Annotated in this window: 15 protein-coding genes and 1 tRNA gene; 6 read left to right on the forward strand and 10 right to left on the reverse strand. The window is 68.8% G+C overall.

Annotated features, from left to right (window positions below; all coding sequences use genetic code 11):
* The first annotated feature begins 112 nt into the window (after positions 1–112).
* The 3 genes from AB4Y72_RS09640 (at position 113) to AB4Y72_RS09650 (ending at position 2,359) form a co-directional block, all read left to right on the forward strand.
* Positions 113–976, forward strand: a complete 864-nt coding sequence (locus tag AB4Y72_RS09640; RefSeq protein WP_441425940.1) for a winged helix-turn-helix domain-containing protein — start codon at positions 113–115, stop codon at positions 974–976.
* A gap of 121 nt (positions 977–1,097) precedes the next feature.
* Positions 1,098–1,625 carry a SixA phosphatase family protein gene (locus tag AB4Y72_RS09645; protein ID WP_441425941.1) on the forward strand — a complete coding sequence of 176 codons (528 nt, stop codon included), beginning with the start codon at positions 1,098–1,100 and terminating at the stop codon, positions 1,623–1,625.
* Between the two features lie 137 nt (positions 1,626–1,762).
* A complete protein-coding gene (locus AB4Y72_RS09650; protein ID WP_441425942.1) occupies positions 1,763–2,359 on the forward strand; it encodes a hypothetical protein in 597 nt (198 codons plus the stop codon).
* 37 nt (positions 2,360–2,396) lie between these two features.
* Here the strand turns inward: AB4Y72_RS09650 and AB4Y72_RS09655 are convergent, their stop codons facing one another.
* From AB4Y72_RS09655 to AB4Y72_RS09675, 5 genes are all read right to left on the reverse strand, one after another.
* On the reverse strand, positions 2,397–3,104 hold the full coding sequence (locus AB4Y72_RS09655; protein WP_441425943.1) for a hypothetical protein: 708 nt from the start codon (positions 3,102–3,104) through the stop codon (positions 2,397–2,399).
* An 8-nt stretch (positions 3,105–3,112) separates the two neighbouring features.
* Positions 3,113–3,775: a TetR/AcrR family transcriptional regulator gene (locus tag AB4Y72_RS09660; protein ID WP_441425944.1), complete on the reverse strand. Its 663-nt coding sequence runs from the start codon at positions 3,773–3,775 to the stop codon at positions 3,113–3,115.
* Positions 3,772–5,847, reverse strand: coding sequence for a YhgE/Pip family protein (locus AB4Y72_RS09665; protein ID WP_441425945.1), 2,076 nt, complete (start codon positions 5,845–5,847; stop codon positions 3,772–3,774). The genes AB4Y72_RS09660 and AB4Y72_RS09665 overlap by 4 nt, the downstream gene beginning before the upstream one ends.
* Positions 5,844–6,614: an ABC transporter ATP-binding protein gene (locus tag AB4Y72_RS09670; RefSeq protein ID WP_441425946.1), complete on the reverse strand. Its 771-nt coding sequence runs from the start codon at positions 6,612–6,614 to the stop codon at positions 5,844–5,846. The genes AB4Y72_RS09665 and AB4Y72_RS09670 overlap by 4 nt, the downstream gene beginning before the upstream one ends.
* 138 nt (positions 6,615–6,752) lie before the next feature.
* The gene (locus tag AB4Y72_RS09675) at positions 6,753–8,261 is read right to left on the reverse strand and encodes a dihydrolipoyl dehydrogenase family protein (RefSeq protein ID WP_441425947.1); all 1,509 of its coding nucleotides are present in this window, start codon (positions 8,259–8,261) and stop codon (positions 6,753–6,755) included.
* Between the two features lie 152 nt (positions 8,262–8,413).
* Between AB4Y72_RS09675 and AB4Y72_RS09680 the strand changes: the two genes are divergently transcribed.
* Entirely contained in the window at positions 8,414–9,160 is a 747-nt protein-coding gene (locus tag AB4Y72_RS09680) for a FadR/GntR family transcriptional regulator (RefSeq protein ID WP_441425948.1), read from the forward strand.
* Positions 9,161–9,331: 171 nt separating this feature from the next.
* Here the strand turns inward: AB4Y72_RS09680 and AB4Y72_RS09685 are convergent.
* A tRNA-Arg gene (locus AB4Y72_RS09685) sits at positions 9,332–9,405 on the reverse strand.
* Between the two features lie 277 nt (positions 9,406–9,682).
* On the opposite strand from AB4Y72_RS09685, the gene AB4Y72_RS09690 reads away from it, so the two are divergent.
* The gene (locus AB4Y72_RS09690) at positions 9,683–11,515 is read left to right on the forward strand and encodes a phosphoenolpyruvate carboxykinase (GTP) (RefSeq protein WP_441425949.1); all 1,833 of its coding nucleotides are present in this window, start codon (positions 9,683–9,685) and stop codon (positions 11,513–11,515) included.
* 75 nt (positions 11,516–11,590) lie between these two features.
* Here the strand turns inward: AB4Y72_RS09690 and AB4Y72_RS09695 are convergent, their stop codons facing one another.
* The 4 genes from AB4Y72_RS09695 to AB4Y72_RS09710 form a co-directional block, all read right to left on the reverse strand.
* On the reverse strand, positions 11,591–12,751 hold the full coding sequence (locus tag AB4Y72_RS09695) for a globin domain-containing protein (protein ID WP_441425950.1): 1,161 nt from the start codon (positions 12,749–12,751) through the stop codon (positions 11,591–11,593).
* 151 nt (positions 12,752–12,902) lie between these two features.
* Positions 12,903–13,352, reverse strand: a complete 450-nt coding sequence (locus tag AB4Y72_RS09700) for an RrF2 family transcriptional regulator (RefSeq protein WP_441425951.1) — start codon at positions 13,350–13,352, stop codon at positions 12,903–12,905.
* A gap of 20 nt (positions 13,353–13,372) precedes the next feature.
* Positions 13,373–13,858, reverse strand: a complete 486-nt coding sequence (locus AB4Y72_RS09705) for a hypothetical protein (protein WP_441425952.1) — start codon at positions 13,856–13,858, stop codon at positions 13,373–13,375.
* Between the two features lie 2 nt (positions 13,859–13,860).
* Positions 13,861–15,279 carry a phosphomannomutase/phosphoglucomutase gene (locus AB4Y72_RS09710; protein WP_441425953.1) on the reverse strand — a complete coding sequence of 473 codons (1,419 nt, stop codon included), beginning with the start codon at positions 15,277–15,279 and terminating at the stop codon, positions 13,861–13,863.
* Positions 15,280–15,445: 166 nt separating this feature from the next.
* On the opposite strand from AB4Y72_RS09710, the gene AB4Y72_RS09715 reads away from it, so the two are divergent.
* The gene (locus AB4Y72_RS09715) at positions 15,446–17,689 is read left to right on the forward strand and encodes a RecQ family ATP-dependent DNA helicase (RefSeq protein ID WP_441425954.1); all 2,244 of its coding nucleotides are present in this window, start codon (positions 15,446–15,448) and stop codon (positions 17,687–17,689) included.
* Positions 17,690–17,780: the final 91 nt, after the last annotated feature.

The following is a 17,780-nucleotide window of genomic DNA, read 5'->3' on the forward strand; positions in this document are numbered from 1 at the left end:
TTTCTAGGCATTCGCCCCTAGCCCAGAGTCGGGCGCCCCTCCCCAGTTTTCATTGCGGGGAAAGTAGCATTCGAGCCGCGATGACGGCCATTCACATTGAGGTAAGCATTCCATGTCAGTTGCATCCGGATACGTCCACATCTCCGTCCGTAACGCCAGCAAGGCCGCCCAGGCCCCCGGCATCCGCCAGGGCTTCGGCGGCCGCTCAGCATTCGGCCCCGCCGGATCCGCCGGCAGCTTTCCGGCTCCCGGATATGCAGCCCAGGGGTACAACCCTGACTCCTATGGCCAGCTCCGCGCCGTTCCGGCCGCCCCGGCCACGGCGCCCACGCCCGTCATTGCCCCTGGCGGCGCCGGGCCCGTCCGTCCTGCCCCTACTGACAACGTCGCCCGCGGCTTCGTCCTCTACATGGGGATTGACGAGGAAACTGCCGCTGCGGCCGGCACCTCGATTGCCAAGCTGGCCCAGGAGATCCGGGCTTACGCACAGTCCCTCGTCGCCGGGGCCGAAAGCTACGCTGCCGTCGCCGTCGCGCCGGCCAGTGCCCCGGGGTCCGCGCTCGACGTCGTACGCTCGACCTTCGGTGACCCCACCGCCGCCGCCCGCCAGCGCGCCGAGACGGCGCGCCTGCAGCAGCCGCAGGACCCGCGGCCGTCCGGAGTGCTGATCGACCTCGCCCGCCGTGAAGTGCACCTCGACGGCGAATCGCTGAACCTGACGTTCAAGGAATTCGAGCTCCTGAACTACCTCGTGGAGAACGGCACCCGCACCGTGGGCCGCGACGAACTCCTCGAAGGCCTCTGGCGGAACGCGGAGGAGGTCCCGAACGAGCGGACCATCGACGTCCACATCCGCCGCCTGCGTTCCAAGCTCGGCCGCCTCGCCAACACGGTGCGCACCGTCCGAGGCCAGGGCTACCGCTTTTACGAGCACCCCGAGGTTGTGGTCTGGGCCGCTCCGGAATACTCCATCTAGCCTCTGGCTCACGCAAAGCGTCCGTCCCCTTCAGCAGGGGCGGGCGCTTCTGCGTTTCCGGAAGCTTTAGAGGCGGTCACAGGTGGACGCCCGGGACCAGCCGCCGCACTAGGATTGGGGCATGAGCGCGCATCACATCAAACGGCTGGTGATCATGAGGCACGCCAAGGCCGACTGGCCCGGCGGGGTTGCCGACCACGAGCGGCCGCTCGAAGAGCGCGGCCATAAGGACGCCCCCGTCGCCGGAAAATGGCTGCTCAAGCACGGCGTGGTCCCTGACTTCATCCTCTGCTCCAGCGCCCTCCGGACCCGCCAGACCTGCACATGGGTCTGCCACGCGCTCGGCGACAAAGCGCCGACGCCGAAGCTCGAGGACGGCCTGTATGCCGCGTCTGCCTCGCGCATGCTGGCGGTGATCAACCATGTCCCGGACACCGTGAACACGCTGATGGTGATCTCGCACATGCCCGGGGTCCAGGATCTCGCCATGCACCTGGCGTCGCGCGATTCCGACCACGATGCGTACATGGACGCCGCCACCCGCTATCCGACCAGCGGGCTGACAATCCTGGAAACGGAGAAGACCTGGGCCGAACTCGACGGCCAGGACGCCAGGTTGACCCACTTCAAGGTCCCCCGCGCCAAATAGCCGCCGAGCTGGGCGGACGTCCGTCCCGGCCCCATAGCTACGGGCCCCATTCTGCGGTTTACTGTTCCTGTTTGATGATGTTGTTTTTCCTGTGGTTCGGGGCAGCTAGTACAACCTAAGAGAAATGGTGGATCAACGTGGATTCAGGGCAGCTCATTGGAATCATCGTCGGCATCGTCGTAGTGCTGGCAATCATCGCGGTGGCAGTCATGGTCAGCCGCAGGCGCAAGGTGGCCGCGGACCGCAACCGCGCCGCCGAGATGCGGGAACAGGCCAAGGCAGACGATTTCGCCGCGCGGGAACGTGAGGCGCAGGCGGCAAAAGCCGAGGCCGACGCGAAGCAGGCCGAACTCGAGGCCGAGCGCCTGCGGGAGGAAGCCCGCGGCAGCCAGGCAGAGGCCGAAAAGGTCCGCTCCGGCGCGCAGGAACAGCTGCGTGAGGCCGACGAACTGGACCCGGACGTGGTCACGTCCGAACGCGACGCCGCGGCGGGGGTCACTCCGGCCGGCGAGAAACCGCGGTCCGATACGGCGGCCGGCGGCCCCGCTCCCGCCGAGGCCATTCCCGGTGAACCCCGTGCTGCCGAGCCTCTTGCCGGTGAGCCCCGTGCTGCCGAGCCCGTTCCCGGTGAGCCCCTTTCCGGCGAACAGCGAAGCCGTGAGGATCTGCCCGGTACCGACACCGCGCAAGGTCCGGATACCGCACCCCGGGAGGGCGGTCCGCGGAACCTCTAAGTTCGCGGGGCCGCGGAACCGGACTGAGCCGATGTGCCTAGCGGCGGACCGAGGGCCGGGCAGGCGCCTTGGCTGCGGGCGGCTTGAGCGTCGATTTGGGGGCGGGTGCGCCGGCGGGTGACTTTGCCCCCGGCGACTTGGCGGACGCCACCCTCGCGGCGGCCTTGACCGGTGGCGTGGCGGCGGGCCGGGCAGCGGTCCGCGGCACCGCAGACCGTGCGGCAGTTCCCCGTGTGGCAGCTCCACGCGCCGCCGGACGCGGCGCGGACGTCCGCGGGCCTGCGGACCGGGACGCGCCCCGCGGGACGGGCGCCGGACGGCGTCGCTGGGCGTAGGCGGCCGGACGCCGCACCCGGCTCCTGCCGGGCAGGACCGTGCCGGCGAACAGCAGCAGCAGGGTCACGGCTCCGGCAGCCGCGGCGAGATAGAAGTACAAATCGGGATGCGCGGAATCGACGCGGGTGGACAGGGCGTTGGGATCCGGATTGAAAGCCAGTCCCCACTGGCGCAGGAAGGCGATCCCGAAGGCGATGAACAGGGTGCTGCCCAGCCCGCTCGCGGCCAGGGTCTTGTGCCGGCGCCGAACCACGACCTCGGCGACACAGGCCACATAGGCTGTGGCGGAAGCCCCGACGAACCACACCAGCACCCACTCGGCCAGGGTGATGCCGGTCAGGACCAGGAGTGCCAGGGCGGCGAGGAACGCCAGAATGGCGATTTTCCCGCTGATACCCATGTGACGCATGTGAACAATCATGCCTGAGCGTGCGGCTGCTTCACGACGTAGCCGCGCATGGAGGCCATAATTGCCGCCACGCTTTGTTCCCTGGTCCGCTCGGGGTTGTAGGTCTGGCGGTCCAGCCCCACCACGAAACAGGCCCCGAAGATTGCCGTTTCGAGGCTGCCCCGGGATACCCCTGGGTCCACGGGATAGGCGGCGGCGACGCCGTCGATGGCCGAGCCGATCACGGCGAGCAGCCGCCCGCGGAGCTCGGCGAAGGTGTCCTGCCACTCGCTGGGGGTCCGCCAGTTTTCGCTGACCCAGAGGCGGGCAAAGGACGGGTACTCGGCCATGAAGTCCATGGCCTGGCCGATCATCTCCTCCATGGCGGTGAGGGGATCGGCGGAGTCGTCCCGGACGCTCAGGAGCCGCGCCATGAGGATGTCCACCCCGTGCCGCAGGAGCTGGGCAATCAGGTCCGACTTGCTGCCGAAGTTGTAGTACACCGTGCCCTTGGACACCCCGGCGGCGGTGGCGATCTCGTCGACGGTCACGCCCGCCGCGCCGCGCTCGCCAATCAGATCCATGGACGCCTCGAACAGCTTCTGCTTCGTGGCGTTCGTGCGGCCGGGACGGAGCTTTTTCTCCGCGCCCGGGGAACCTGCCGTGCTGCCGCCGCTGGGGCTGGTGGTCATACGGCGATCTCCGGTTTCAGTGTCTTGAGGGTCCAGTACTTGTGCTTGCGGACGGCTGCGGTCGACATTGCCAGTCCCAGCAACGTGTAGCCAACCAGCCCCAGCATGGTGGGCAGGATGATGGCGAGGTCGGCACCGTAAATCAGGTGCCGCATGCCGCTGACCACGTAACCCATCGGCAGGATCTGGTGCACCGCGTGCAGCGGCTCGGGCGTGGTCTGCCACGGGAACGTGCCGCCGGAGGACACCAGCTGGAGCACCAGCAGGATCAGCACCACGAGCTTGCCGGGCGAGCCGAGGAGCGCCACCACGCCCTGGATGATTGCGCTGAACGCCATCGCGGCCGCCAGCATGAGGAACCACATCAGCACCGGGTGGGCCGGGTCCAGTCCCAGCCCCACGTCCACTACCAGGGTCAGCAGGCTCGCCTGGACGGCGGACACCGCCAGGAACGGGAGCCAGCCACCGGCGGCAATCTTCCAGGCCGGCGCGTTCGAGGCGAGCGCGCGCTGGGTGACCGGCCGCATCGCCTGCACCAGCATGAAGATGCCGATCCACAAGGCCAGCGTGAGGAAGAACGGCGCCAGCCCGGCGCCGTAGGACCCGGCCTTTGCCTGCGAGACATTGCTGACGGCGACGGGGTCGGCCATGACCTTCGAGAGGCTGTTCTTCTGGGCATCGTCGGGATTGGGCACCTTGCCGGCGCCCCGGGCGAGTTCCCCGGCGAGCGTTCCCGCGCCGTCGGAGGCCTTGGCCGCGCCGCTCTCCAGCTGCGCCGCGCCGTCGTCGAGTTTCTGGGTCCCCTGCACGAGTTTGCCGGCGCCGTCCACGGCGTTCTGCTGGCCGGCGGCGAGGGCAGCGGAGCCGCCGGCGAGCTGGTCCGCCCCGGCGGAGGCCTTGGCGACGGCGTCGCTGAGAGCGGGTGCGGCGCCGGCCAGTTGCGAGGCGCCGGCGCTGACGGCGGCGGCGCCGTCGGACAGTTTCTGCACCTGGGCGGCGGCGGCCTGCAGCTTGGCAGCGGACGCGGCCGCGGCCGGGGACGGCGCGGCGGGCGGCGCTGGCGTGGCGTCGACGTCGGCCACGACCTTGTCGGCCTGCTCCTGGGTGATGACCCCGCTGGCGACCAGCCGGCCGGTGGACGCCACCACCCGGGCCCGCTGGCCCTGCGCGGCGGCCTGCTGCGCGGCCTGTTGTGCGGTTGCGAGCTGCCCCGGCACGGCCTGCATCTGGGTATTGAGCGCGGCGTTGCCGGCCGCCACCTGGGCGGCGCCGTCGGCCAGCTGCTGGGCGTTGGCGGGCAGGGCCGCCGTCTTGTCCTTGAGCTGGGTGAGGCCGCTGCTCAGCTGGCCGGCCCCGGCGCTGAGGGACGCGGCGCCGTCCCGGAGCTTGACCTCGCCGTTGTAGAGCTCGGCAGTGCCGGTCTTGAGCTCGCCGGTGCCTTGATGCAGGGTCACGGTGCCGTCGTGGAGCCGGGCAACACCGTCGGCCAGTCCGGCTGCGCCATCGGAGGCCTTGAGCATCTGGGTATGGATGGTGCCGAACCCGGTGAGGAGCTTGTTCGCGGTGTCCTCGCCCACCTCCTTGGCCACCGTCGTGTGCACGGCGGTGGTGAGCTTGTCCACGATCGTGCTCAGGAGGTAGTTGTTGGCATCGTTGGTGGTGACGTTGAGCATGGCCTGGTTGGCGGCGTCGAAGCTGCCGGGGGAGACCAGGTTCGCGGAAAAGTCCGCCGGGATCTTCAGCGCGAACGCGTACGTGCCGTTGCTGACGCCCTGATCCGCTTCCTCGGTGCTGGCGACCGTCTTCCAGTTGAAGACGTGGCCCTCCACCAGGCTGTCGGCCACCTTCCGGCCCGCCTCCAGCCGCGTGCCGTCGGCAGACGCGGCGCCGGAGTCCTGGACGACCAGGGCGGCATCGATCTGGTTCAGCTTGCCGTACGGATCCCAGTTCGCATAGAGATACACGGCGCCGTAGAGCAACGGGACAAGGGTCAGGGCCAGGATGGTCAGCTTGGGCAGCAGCCCGCCGGTCATGCGTTTGAGCTCGGAGCGGGCCAGCCGCAGCACAGTCACTTTGCGTCCTCGGTTTCGGGTAGGAGGGTTTCGGTCAGGAGGGTCTCAGGTAAGGGGTCGGTCAGGTCGGGGCGGTTGGCCGGCAGCTCGTGGTGTTCACCGGCGCCGTATTCCCCACTCGTCGCGCTGTATTCCCCACTCGCGGGGACGGCATTGCCGATCGCGGCGGAGGGCCCGGCCCAGCCGTCGGGAATGCGGGTGACGGTGGCGACGACGGCGAGCGGCCGACCGGCGTCGTGCGCCAGTTCTTCCAGCCGCGGCAGCCAGTCGGCGGGGTCGCCGCTGTGCCGGTCTGGGGAGTCCATCACGAGGAGTTCCGTGTCCGGATTGGCGAGGGCGAGCGCGGTAAGGAGCTCGATCCGCCGGGCCGGGGGCACCTGCTCGGTCCACAGCCCGGCGAGGTCCTCGAAGTTATTGAGCTGCAGCCAGGGGGTGCTGCGCAGGGCGCCGCGGTGGCGCCGCGGGATCAGGGCCAGGTCCTCTGTGACGAGGTCGCGGACACTGAGGTGCTGCTCGGGTTCGTTGACGCCGGGGGAGTCGACCACGCCGCTCGCCTGCCGGAGGGTCTTGATGCGGGTATTGCCGTCCCAGCTGACGTTGCCCGAGCTGGGGCGCATGCGTCCGCTCAGGGTCAGGGCCAGGGCCGTCCGCTGGTCCTGGCGGGACCCTTCGACGAGCAGGAGTTCACCCCGCGCGGCCTCCAGCGAGGTGGGCGGCAGCAGGTCGTCCCGCCGGCCGGTCACGGAGAGCTGTTGTACGCAGAGCAAAGCAGGCCTTTCGCAGAAACGGTGTCTGCTTCAAGACTAACTAAACTGACTGGTCAGTTCAAATAAGATCGGCGGAATGTGATGGACCAGACGTCCCGGCGCCCCTGGCCGCAGTCCGCGCGGCCGGTCGCGGCAGGATCAGAGGCCGTACTCCTCCAGCAGGCGAAGCCAGACCTCGCTGATGGTCGGATACGACGGCACGGCGTGCCAGAGGCGGTCCAGCGGAACTTCCCCGACCACCGCAATGGTGGCGGCGTGGAGGAGTTCTGCCACATCCGGGCCGGCGAACGTGGCCCCCAGCAGCACCTTGCGGTCCTCGTCGATGACCAGTTGCGCCCAGCCTTCGTAGTGCTCGGCGTGCAGGGAGGACCCCGCCACCTGGATGGGGAGCTCCACCGTGGAGGCGCGGAACCCGTCTTTTTCCGCCAGTGCCAGGGTCCGGCCCACGTTCGCCAGCTCCGGGTCGGTGAACACCACATTCGGCACCGCGTGGTCGTAGGCCGTCTGGGCAAAGCGGCTCCACGGGACCGGCTCGCCGGTGAGTTCCCCCCTGGCCCGTGCGGCGATGGCGTCTCCGGTGGCCCGGGCACCGTACTTGCCCTGGTGGGTCAGCATGGCCCGGCCGGCGGCGTCGCCCGCCGCGTAGAGCCACGGGTTGCCGGCTGCCTCGTTGTCGGCCGCGTGGTGGACTAGGCCGGTGGAATCGGTGCTGAGCCGCAGGGTCTGACCCTGGGGTGCGGAAAGGCCGACACTGTCCAGGCCGATCCCCTCGAGGGCCGGGTGCCGGCCGGTGGTGACGAGCAGTTTGTCCACCGTGAGACTTGAGCCCGCCGCCGTGGCGGCGGGGCCGGTAGCCGGGGCGCCGTCGGGCCCGCCGGCGAGCGCCAGGGTGAGGGAGCCGTCGTCGTTCTCGCTGACGCTTCGCGTGCCGGTATGCAGCCGGAGGTCGACGCCGTCGGCGCGCAGGCCGGCCGCGACCAGTTCGGCGGCTTCTTCCGGGAAGGCGCCCAGAAGGACGCCGCGGGCCACGAGCGTCACGTCAGCGCCCAGGCGGGCGTAAGCCTGGGCGAGCTCGACGCCGGCCACCCCGCCGCCGAGTACCGCAAGCCGCTCCGGGACCGCGTGGGCGGAGGTCGCCTCCCGGGTGGTCCAGTACTCGACGTCGTGAAGCCCCTCGATCGGCGGCTGATTGGGCGCGGACCCGGTGGCGACCACCACGGCATGCCGGGCGGTGAGCGCGTAGCTGTTGCCGTCCAGGCCGGCCACCGCCACCTTGCGAGGAGCGGTGATCCAGCCGTGGCCGCGGATCAGTTCGATCCCGGTCTCCTCCACCCACTTCACCTGGCCGTCGTCCTGCCACTGCGAGGTGAAGTAGTCCCGGCGCTTGAGGACTGCGGCCGCGTCCAGGGTACGCGTGACGGCTTCCTTGGCGCCGGGGACAGTTTGTGCACCGTGCAGCGCGGTGCCCGGACGCAGGAGCGCCTTCGACGGCATGCAGGCCCAGTAGGAGCACTCGCCGCCCACCAGCTCGGCCTCGATCAGCACCGCCGTCAGGCCGCCGCGGACCACGCGGTCCGCCACATTTTCCCCCACGGCGCCTGCACCAATGACAATGACATCGAATTCCCGCTCAAGCTGTGCCGTCATGCCAACAGCCTACGCCGCGGCCAGAGTCGGCTCCGGGCGGCCGCTCCGGGTGCCGCCGGCGGTCAATCCCGGTGTCATATGCCGGGCAGCGCTCTTTGCAGGAGCGGGGACCATCGCTACTGTTGGGACCATACTTTGGGGGAGGGACGGCTATGGCCGCAGGCAATATCAAGACGAACACTGAAAGCCAGCCGCTGGCGAGGTTCAGCGCACAGGCCCGGCTCCGGGCGCTTCAGGCCGACATTCTGGAACTGATCCTGGAGCGCGATCTTGTTCCCGGGGACCCGCTGCCGACAGAGAACGAGCTCACCGCAGCTCTGGGCGTCGGGCGCAATACGCTCCGGGAGTCACTCAAGGCGCTCCAGGCCGTGGGGGTCATTGAAATCCGGCACGGTTTCGGCATGTTCGTGGCCCCGAACAACTTTGAGGCCCTGACCGACGGGCTGACGTTCCGGGCCAGGCTGTCGCTGCGCCACCACGGGGAGGAGGCTATCCAGCTCGTGGAGGTCCGGCAGGCGCTGGAGTCCGGCCTGGTGGGGGCCGCCATGGAGCGGATCACGGCAGAACAGCTGGCCAGCATGGAGGAATCCGTGCACCGGATGGAGGCGCTGGCCGCCGCGGGGGAGCCCTTCATCGAGGCCGACGCGGAGTTCCACCGCCGGCTGTTCGCGCCGCTGAACAATGAGCTGCTGATCAGTCTCATGGACGTCTTCTGGAAGGTCTACCGCCGGATCCACCTCGAACTCGGCGGACCGTTCGCCGTCGACCTCCTGGAGACTGCCGCGCTGCACAGGCGGATCTATGAGGCTGTCGCCTCGGCGGACAAAGAACTCGCCGCCAAGGCGCTCAGCAGCCATTTCGACGGCATCCGCAGCGTGATTATTAAGGCCACGGCCTGAGAGGCCTTAAGCACCGCCAACCCACGTCGATTGCTCCGTAGCTGCCCTTTTGACCCGCCAGAAGGGCAGCTGCGGAGCAATCGATGGGTGGTGGCCTGGTTGGGGGCCTGCCGCCGGGGGTTTAAAACAGAAGATCCGCCGCGGCGAACCGTGGCGGATCTTCTTCTTCTGTGCGCCCAAAGGGATTCGAACCCCTGACCTTCTGTTCCGTAGACAGACGCTCTATCCAGCTGAGCTATGGGCGCATTCTCGGCTCTTGGGGAGCTTCTCGCTCCCCGAACCTCGAATTACTTTACGCGAGCCCGGGCCTAGTTACAAATCGAAACAGGTGTAATCTAGCTGACTAGACCGGTCTACGTGACCTTAGTCACAAAAATGGCTTCGATGATTCGACTATTTCCTTGATTTTCCGGGCTTTTTGATTTGTCCGTCCCCAGTCATCCCACGTCCAGGCCCGAAACGGGGCCCGTTGCGAGCCCTAGCATTTAGGACACACCACTGAACCCGAAGAAGGGAACCGTAATGGGAGATCTGGCGCGACTGCCGTTGCTTGAAAAGGCACCCACCACACATGCCGGTCTGCTGGCATGGGTAGAAGAGGTGGCTGAACTGACCCAGCCGGACCGGATCTACTGGGTAGACGGCTCGGAAGAGGAAAACACCCGGCTCACGGATGAGCTCGTCGCCGCGGGCACCCTGACCCGGCTAAACGAGAACCTGTTCCCCAAGTCCTTTGCGGCCTTCTCGGACCCCGCCGATGTGGCCCGCGTGGAGGAACAGACGTTCATCTGCTCCGAGAACGAGCGCGATGCAGGTTTTACCAACAACTGGATGGCGCCGGCGCAGATGAAGGAAAAGCTGCGCGGCCTGTTCGCCGGCTCCATGCGCGGCCGCACCATGTACGTCATCCCCTTCGTCATGGGCCACCTGGACGCCGAGGACCCCAAGTTCGGCGTCGAGATCACCGACAGCGCCTACGTTGTCGCCTCCATGCGCATCATGGCCACCATCGGCACCGAGGTCCTGAACAAGATCACCGCCACCAATGCGTTCTTCGTGCCCGCACTGCACTCCCTGGGCGCACCGCTGGCCCCCGGGCAGGCCGACGTCGCGTGGCCCTGCAACCCGGACAAGTGGATCGTGCACTTCCCGGAGGAGCGTTCCATCTGGTCCTTCGGCTCCGGCTACGGCGGCAATGCCTTGCTCGGCAAGAAGTGCTACGCCCTGCGCATTGCCTCGGTGATGGCCCGCGACGAAGGCTGGCTGGCCGAGCACATGCTCATCCTCAAGCTGACCTCGCCGGAGAAGAAGAACTACTACGTCTCCGCCGCTTTCCCGTCGGCCTGCGGCAAGACCAACCTGGCCCTGCTGGATCCGACCATCGAGGGCTGGGAAGTTGAGACCCTCGGCGACGACATCACCTGGATGCGGATCGGCAAGGAGGGCGAACTGCGCGCCACCAACCCGGAGGCGGGCCTGTTCGGCGTCGCTCCCGGCACCGGCTGGGGCACCAACCCGAACGCCATGCGTGCCATCGCCAAGGGCCACAGCATCTTCACCAACGTAGCCCTCACGGACGACGGCGGTGTGTGGTGGGAAGGCATGACCGACGAGGTCCCGGCGCACCTGACGGACTGGCAGGGCAACTCCTGGACGCCCGATTCGGACAAGCCCGCAGCCCACCCGAACTCCCGGTTCTGCACTCCGATCTCCCAGATCGACATGCTGGCCGAGGAGTACTACAGCCCCGACGGCGTGGAGCTTTCCGCAATCCTCTTCGGCGGCCGGCGCAAGACGACCGTTCCGCTGGTGACCGAGGCCCGCAGCTGGACCAACGGCATCTTCATGGGCTCCACCCTGTCCTCCGAGACCACAGCAGCGGCCGCGGGCCAGGTGGGCGTACTCCGCCGGGATCCCATGGCCATGCTGCCCTTCATCGGCTACGACGCGGGCGACTACCTGAAGCACTGGATCAGCGTTTCGTCCAAGGCCAACCCGGCACGGCTGCCCAAGATCTTCCTGGTCAACTGGTTCCGCCGCACGGCAGACGGCGACTTCGCCTGGCCCGGTTTCGGCGACAATGCGCGCGTCCTCAAGTGGGCCATCGAGCGCATCGAGGGCAAGGCCGACGCCGTCGAGACCCCCATCGGTTTCGTGCCGGCCGGCCACGCGCTGGACCTCACCGGCTTGGACCTGACCCACGCCCACGTCGAAGACGCCGTCCGCGTCGACCGTGCGGAGTGGGACGCGGAGCTGGCCTCCATCGAGGAGTGGTACGCGAAGTTCGGCGACTCCCTGCCCGAGGCACTGCGCTCCGAGCTCGAAGGCCTCAAGGAACGCATGGCGGACCACTAAAGGCCCACTGACACGACGACGGCGGCCCCGCATCTTCCCCAAAGATGCGGGGCCGCCGTCGTGCTCGATGGGTGTCTAGCTGGCGAGCCAGATGTCCGGGCCGAAGACCTCGTAGTGGATCTTCGTGGCCGGGATGCCGGCGTTGATGGCCTCGTTGCGGATGTTCTTCATGAACGGCAGCGGACCGCACAGGTACAGGGACGCGTTCGCGGGCAGGTCCACCTCGCGCAGGGACATGAATCCGGTGTTGGCCCCGGCCTCGGGCTGCTCCAGCCAGAGCTGCAGGTCGGCGCCGTCGAGGCGTTCGACGTCGTCCGTCATCTGGGAGCGCAGCGCCCAGTTCTCCAGGGTGCTTTCCGCGTGCAGGACCAGGACCTGGCGGTCCGAGCCGGACGCGGCGAGGGAGCGCAGGATGGACGCGGTGGGGGTGCAGCCGATGCCGGCGGAGGCCAGGACCACCGGGCCGTCGCCTTCCTTGAGCGTGATCTCGCCGTAGGGGTTGGAGATCTCGATGACGTCGCCAACGCTCACGGTGTTGTGCAGGACCGGGGAGACCTCGCCGCCGTCGTCGAGCTTGGTGGTGAAGCTGCGGCTGGTCCCGGCGTCACCGGAGAGGGAGTACTGGCGGACCTGGCGAAGCCCGTCCGGCAGGGTGACCTTGACGCTGACGTACTGGCCGGGGAGGGCCGCGGTGACGGGGGTGTCGTCGGCCGGTTCGAGGGTAAAGGTCATGGACCCGGTGCCGGCGGGGGTCTTCGCGGCGACCCGCCAGGGCATCCACATCACGCCGTTGGCCTGGGCGGCGTAAAGGCCCTTCTCGAGCTTGATCAGTGCGTCCGCCATAAGCCAGTAGACCTCGGTCCAGGCCTCGGCGATTTCCGGGGTGATGACCTCGGCGAGGTCCTCGGCGATGGCGGCGAAGAGGTGCTCATAGACCACCTGGTACTGCGGCTCGGTGATGCCGAGGGAGGCGTGGCGGTGGGCGATGCGGGACAGGACGGCCTCCGGCAGGGTGCCCGGGTTGCTGACCAGGTGGCTCGCGAAAGCGGCGATGCTTCCGGCCAGGGCCTGCTGCTGGTTGCCGTTGCGCTGGTTCGAGCGGCTGAAGAGCCCGTCCAGCAGTTCCGGGTGGGCGGCGAAGAGGCGCGCATAGAACTTGGGGGTGATCTCCCCGATCCGGGAACCGACCAACGGCAGGGTGGCCTCGATGACGGGGCGGGACTTGTCCGAGAGCATGTTGACTCCTGAGATAGTGGCCCGGGGGTCTTCAACCGGACCGCGATGCAAAAACTGTCATTTGAAATGCGAGTATTTACAACCTTAGTTCTACATGTTGTAGAAAAGTGAAGCAAATCGAGGGGTAACCGTGCAGGTGCAGGAGGCCGGACTAGAGCCCGGGACGCAGCCCGATCGCCTGGAATACGGGTGTCATCTGCCGCGACGTGGGCAGCGATGCGATCACGAGTCCGTCGAGTTCGCGGTAGAAAGCCTCGCGGGCCCGGGCCAGCGCGGACCGGAGGTGGCATTCGTTGATGAGCGGGCAGACGCCGCCCGCGGCCACGCAGTCGGCCGGGTCCTGGCGGGTGTCGAGCTGCCGCAGCAGCTGGCCCACCGTGGCGCTCCGGCCGGCCGCGCTAAGCCGGGAGCCGCCGTTCCGGCCGCGTTCGACGTCGATGATGCCCAGTTCGCGCAGTTTCGCCATCGCCTTGCTGACGTGGTTGTACGGCGTGCCGACGGCGTCGGCGATGCTCTGGGTGGTGAGGAGCGCGCCGTCGGGGGCGGCCGCGAGCACCATGACGGCGCGCAGGCTCACGTCGGCGAACGCATTAATCTTCATATCCCCAGCTTACGGGCGGTCTAGTCCACCCAAACGGCGGGTTCGTTGGTATCGGCGGCGAGCTGGCCGAATTCGAGTTCGTGGGTCCCGGCGTTCGGGGCGTACGGCAGGACCGCGGCGAACAGGGAGCCGTCCTGGTGCTCCGCCGCGACGTGAATGGCGTCTGAGTCTTCCTCGAGCAGCGTGATGTCACAGACGACGGCGGCGGCCCGGAATTCGTCCCGGTGCTGCCGGAGGAGCTCGTGGAGGTCCCGGATCATCGTGTCCGCGTCGAAGTGGGCGTCGGAGCCGTCGCTCGCGTCCGCGGGGGTCACGGCCACCAAGCGGACCTCGCCGTCGTTCTGCACCACGAGGGCGAAGGGCAGGAAGCCGCCGTTGCGCTCCAGCTGCTCCTGCGCGGCGCCGACGCCGGTGCCGAGCAGGTTCTCCAGGTCGGTGGCGCTGGCGTCCGGCACCGAGTCGCGCCAGGAACCGGTGTTCGCGGGTTCTTCGGGGTGCGCGGCCACGGTTAGCCCCGGACCAGCGCCAGGACGCGGTCGCGGACGCGTTCCATGGTCGCAGTGTCCGTGGCTTCGACGTTGAGGCGCAGGAACGGCTCGGTGTTGGACGGGCGCAGGTTGAACCAGTAGCTGCCGTCGGTGGCGATGAAGGTGCTGCCGTCGAGGTAGTCGACCTCGACGTCTTCGGCGTGGAAGTCTTTGCGGACCCGCTCGACGGCGCCGGCCTTGTCCTCGATTTCGGAGTTGATCTCGCCGGAGGACTGGTACGGCTCGTATTCGCGGCCGAGCTCGGAGAGCGGGCCGTCCTGTTCGCCCAGGGCGGCCAGGACGTGCATGGCGGCCAGCATGCCGGTGTCCGCATTCCAGAAGTCGCGGAAGTAGAAGTGGGCCGAGTGCTCCCCGCCGAAGATGGCGCCCTCCGCGGCCATGACGGCCTTGATGAAGGAGTGCCCCACACGGGTGCGGACGGCCCGGCCGCCGTGGCGCTCCACAAGTTCGGGGACGGCGCGGGAGGTCAGCAGGTTGTGGATGACGGTGGGCGTGTCTTCGCCGAGGCCCTGGGCGCGGGCGATTTCGCGGCGCGCCACCATGCCGGTAATGGCCGACGGCGAGACCGGTTCGCCCAATTCGTCAATGACGAAGCAGCGGTCAGCGTCGCCGTCGAAGGCCAGCCCGATGTCCGCGCCGTGTTCAACGACGGCGGCCTGCAGGTCGCGCAGGTTTTCCGGCTCCAGCGGGTTGGCGGGGTGGTTCGGGAAGGACCCGTCGAGCTCGAAGTACAGCGGGATGATCTCGAGGGGGAGCTTGGGCAGCAGGGCGTCGCCGAGCACGGCCGGGGTGGTGAGGCCGGCCATTCCGTTGCCGGCATCCACGACGATCTTCAGCGGCCGGGAACCGCGGAGGTCCACGAGGCTGCGGAGGTACTCGGAGTAACCCTTCAGGACGTCGTGCACGCCCACCAGGCCGCGGGTTCCGGCGGCGGGGATGGTGCCGGAGTTCAGGTAGTCCTCGGCGCGGGCCTGGATTTCTTTGAGCCCGGTTTCGGAGGAGATCGGCACGGCGCCGGCCTTGGCCATCTTGATGCCGTTGTATTCGGCCGGGTTGTGGCTGGCCGTGAACGTGGCGCCGGCGGCGTTGAGCGCGCCGCACGCGTAGTACAGCTCGTCGGTGGAGATCAGGTCCAGCAGCTGGACGTTGGCGCCGCGTGTGGCGGCGCCGTGGGCGAAGGCTTTGGTGAACTCGGGGGAGGAGGGGCGCATGTCGCCGCCCACCAGCACGGTCTGCCCCTCGAGGTCCAGGACGTCAACGAAGGCAGCACCGACTGCTTCGACGATCTCCGCGGTGATGGATTGCCCCACGATTCCGCGCACGTCGTAGGCCTTGAACGATGCCGAGAGGTCAAAGGTCTTTGTCTTGTCCGTAGTCACGCGTCTTATCTTACGTTGCGGCTCCGACGCGGCGGCCTTGCATCGCCCGGGCGGGTTTGTCCGCGCCGCTGGATGGTCCCCACGCGTGCTTGTCCGCGCTGCGGGGTTTGTCCACATAGGCGGTGCCGGCTGCGTGGGTGTCGGAGGGGGCTGGGATACTGAATCAATGGCCAGTAACCAGAACGCCCTTTCCGATGCCGCACTTTCCGACGCTGCACCCTTTGATACGGAGCTGCCCAGTACGGCGCTGCCCGGCGCGGATGCGCCCGGCTCGGCGTCATCCTCGACCCGGGCACAGGCCCAGGCCGTGCTGCGGGAGCTCGTGGGGCACCCGGAGGCGCAGTTCCACGACGGCCAGTTCGAGGCCATTGAGGCCCTGGTCGACGGCGGCCGCCGGGCCCTGGTGGTGCAGCGGACGGGCTGGGGGAAGTCGGCCGTGTACTTCGTCGCCTCCCTGTTGCTGCGCCGCCGCGGCGCCGGCCCCACCCTGATCGTGTCCCCGCTCCTGGCGCTCATGCGCGACCAGGTGGCCGCCGCGGCACGGGCCGGCGTGCGGGCGGTCGCCATCAACTCCGCGAACCAGCTGGAATGGGACACCGTCCGCGAGCAGCTCGCCGCCGACGAAGTGGACGTCCTGCTGGTCTCCCCTGAACGCCTCACCAACCCGTCCTTCCGGGAAACCCAGCTCCCGGAGCTCGTCCGCCGCACCGGGCTGCTGGTGATTGACGAGGCCCACTGCATCTCGGACTGGGGGCACGACTTCCGCCCCGACTACCGGCGCATCGCGGACCTCATTACGCAGCTGCCGGACACCGTCCCGGTGCTCGCCACCACCGCCACGGCCAATTCCCGGGTGGTGCATGACATCGAGGAACAGCTCGGCAAGGACGTGCTGACCATCCGCGGCGCCCTGGGCCGGGAGTCCCTCCGGCTGGGCGTCCTGACCCTGCCGGATTCCCGGCAACGGCTGGGCTGGCTGCTGACCCACCTGCAGGACCTGCAGGGCAGCGGCATCATCTACACCCTTACGGTGTCTGCGGCGGAGGACACCGCCCGTCTCCTGGCCGAGGCCGGGCATGAGGTGCTGGCCTACACCGGCCGGACGGATCCGGCGGACCGTGAACGCGCCGAACAGCTCCTGAAGGACAACCAGGTCAAGGCGCTCGTCGCCACGTCCGCCCTGGGCATGGGCTTCGACAAGCCGGACCTGGGCTTCGTGGTGCACCTTGGCGCGCCGTCCTCTCCCGTCGCGTACTACCAGCAGGTGGGCCGCGCCGGACGTGGCGCGGCCAACGCCGACGTGCTGCTGCTGCCCGGCTCGGAGGACCGCGACATCTGGCAGTACTTCGCCACCGCGTCCATGCCGTCCGAGGAGAAGGCCGCCGCCGTCCTGACAGCCCTCGCCGAGGCCGGCACGGCCGTGTCCACGGTGGCGCTCGAGGCCCGGGTGGATTTGCGCCGGACCCCGCTGGAGCTGCTGTTGAAGGTCCTGGCCGTGGATGGCGCCGTCGAACGCGTCGGCGGCGGCTGGCGCTCCACGGGACAGCCGTGGAACTACGACGCCGAACGCTACGCCCGGATCGCCGAGGCCCGGGTGGATGAACAGGACTCGATGGTCATCTACCAGGACACGGCCGGTTGCCGAATGGAATACATCACCTCGGTGCTGGACGACGAGACCGCCCGCGCCTGCGGCCGCTGCGACAACTGCGCGGGCCGCTGGTTCCGCACCGACATCGCCGAGGACGCCACGGAGACCGCCGGGAAGACTCTCCGCCGGGCCGGCGTCGTCCTGGAACCGCGCCTGCAGTGGCCCAGCGGCATGGACCGCCTGGGCGTGCCGGTCAAGGGCAAGATCAAGCCGGAGGAAGCCCTCGCGGACGGCCGGGTCCTGGCGCGCCTGACGGACCTGGGCTGGGGCGGGGCCCTGCGGGAGGCCTTCGCCGCCGGTGCACCGGACCGCGCCGTTGACCCCGGCATGCTCCAGGCCTGCGTCCAGGTCCTCCGGGAATGGGGCACGGGAGACGCCCGCACCCCGGGCTGGAGCGGGGCCGGCCGGCCGGCCGCGATCATCAGCCTGCCTTCCCGGGGGAAACCGGCGCTGGTGGACTCCCTGGCCCGCGGGATCTCCGAGATCGGCCGGATCCCGTACCTCGGCCAGCTACAGCTCCAGCACGGCGGGCCCACCGGCGGCCGCGGCGGCAACAGCGCATACCGGCTCGCCGGAGTCTGGGACCGGCTGGTGGTGGGTCCCGAGCTGGAGGAGGCTCTGGCTGGAATCCGGGGCCAGAGCGTGATGCTCATTGACGACCTCGTGGACAGCCGCTGGACCCTGACGGTTTCCGGGCGGGCCCTCAGGCTCGCCGGCGCCGGCGCCGTTCTGCCGCTGGTGCTGGGTCAGGCCGGCTAACCTCGGCCGGGACGCCGCCGCGGGCGGATGCCCTCATGCTCGTGCCTCCACGTTACGGTTCACCCATTGCGCGGGTTCACCCATTGCGTAG

This window comes from Arthrobacter sp. YAF34 (assembly GCF_052113245.1).
GTDB lineage: Bacteria > Actinomycetota > Actinomycetes > Actinomycetales > Micrococcaceae > Arthrobacter.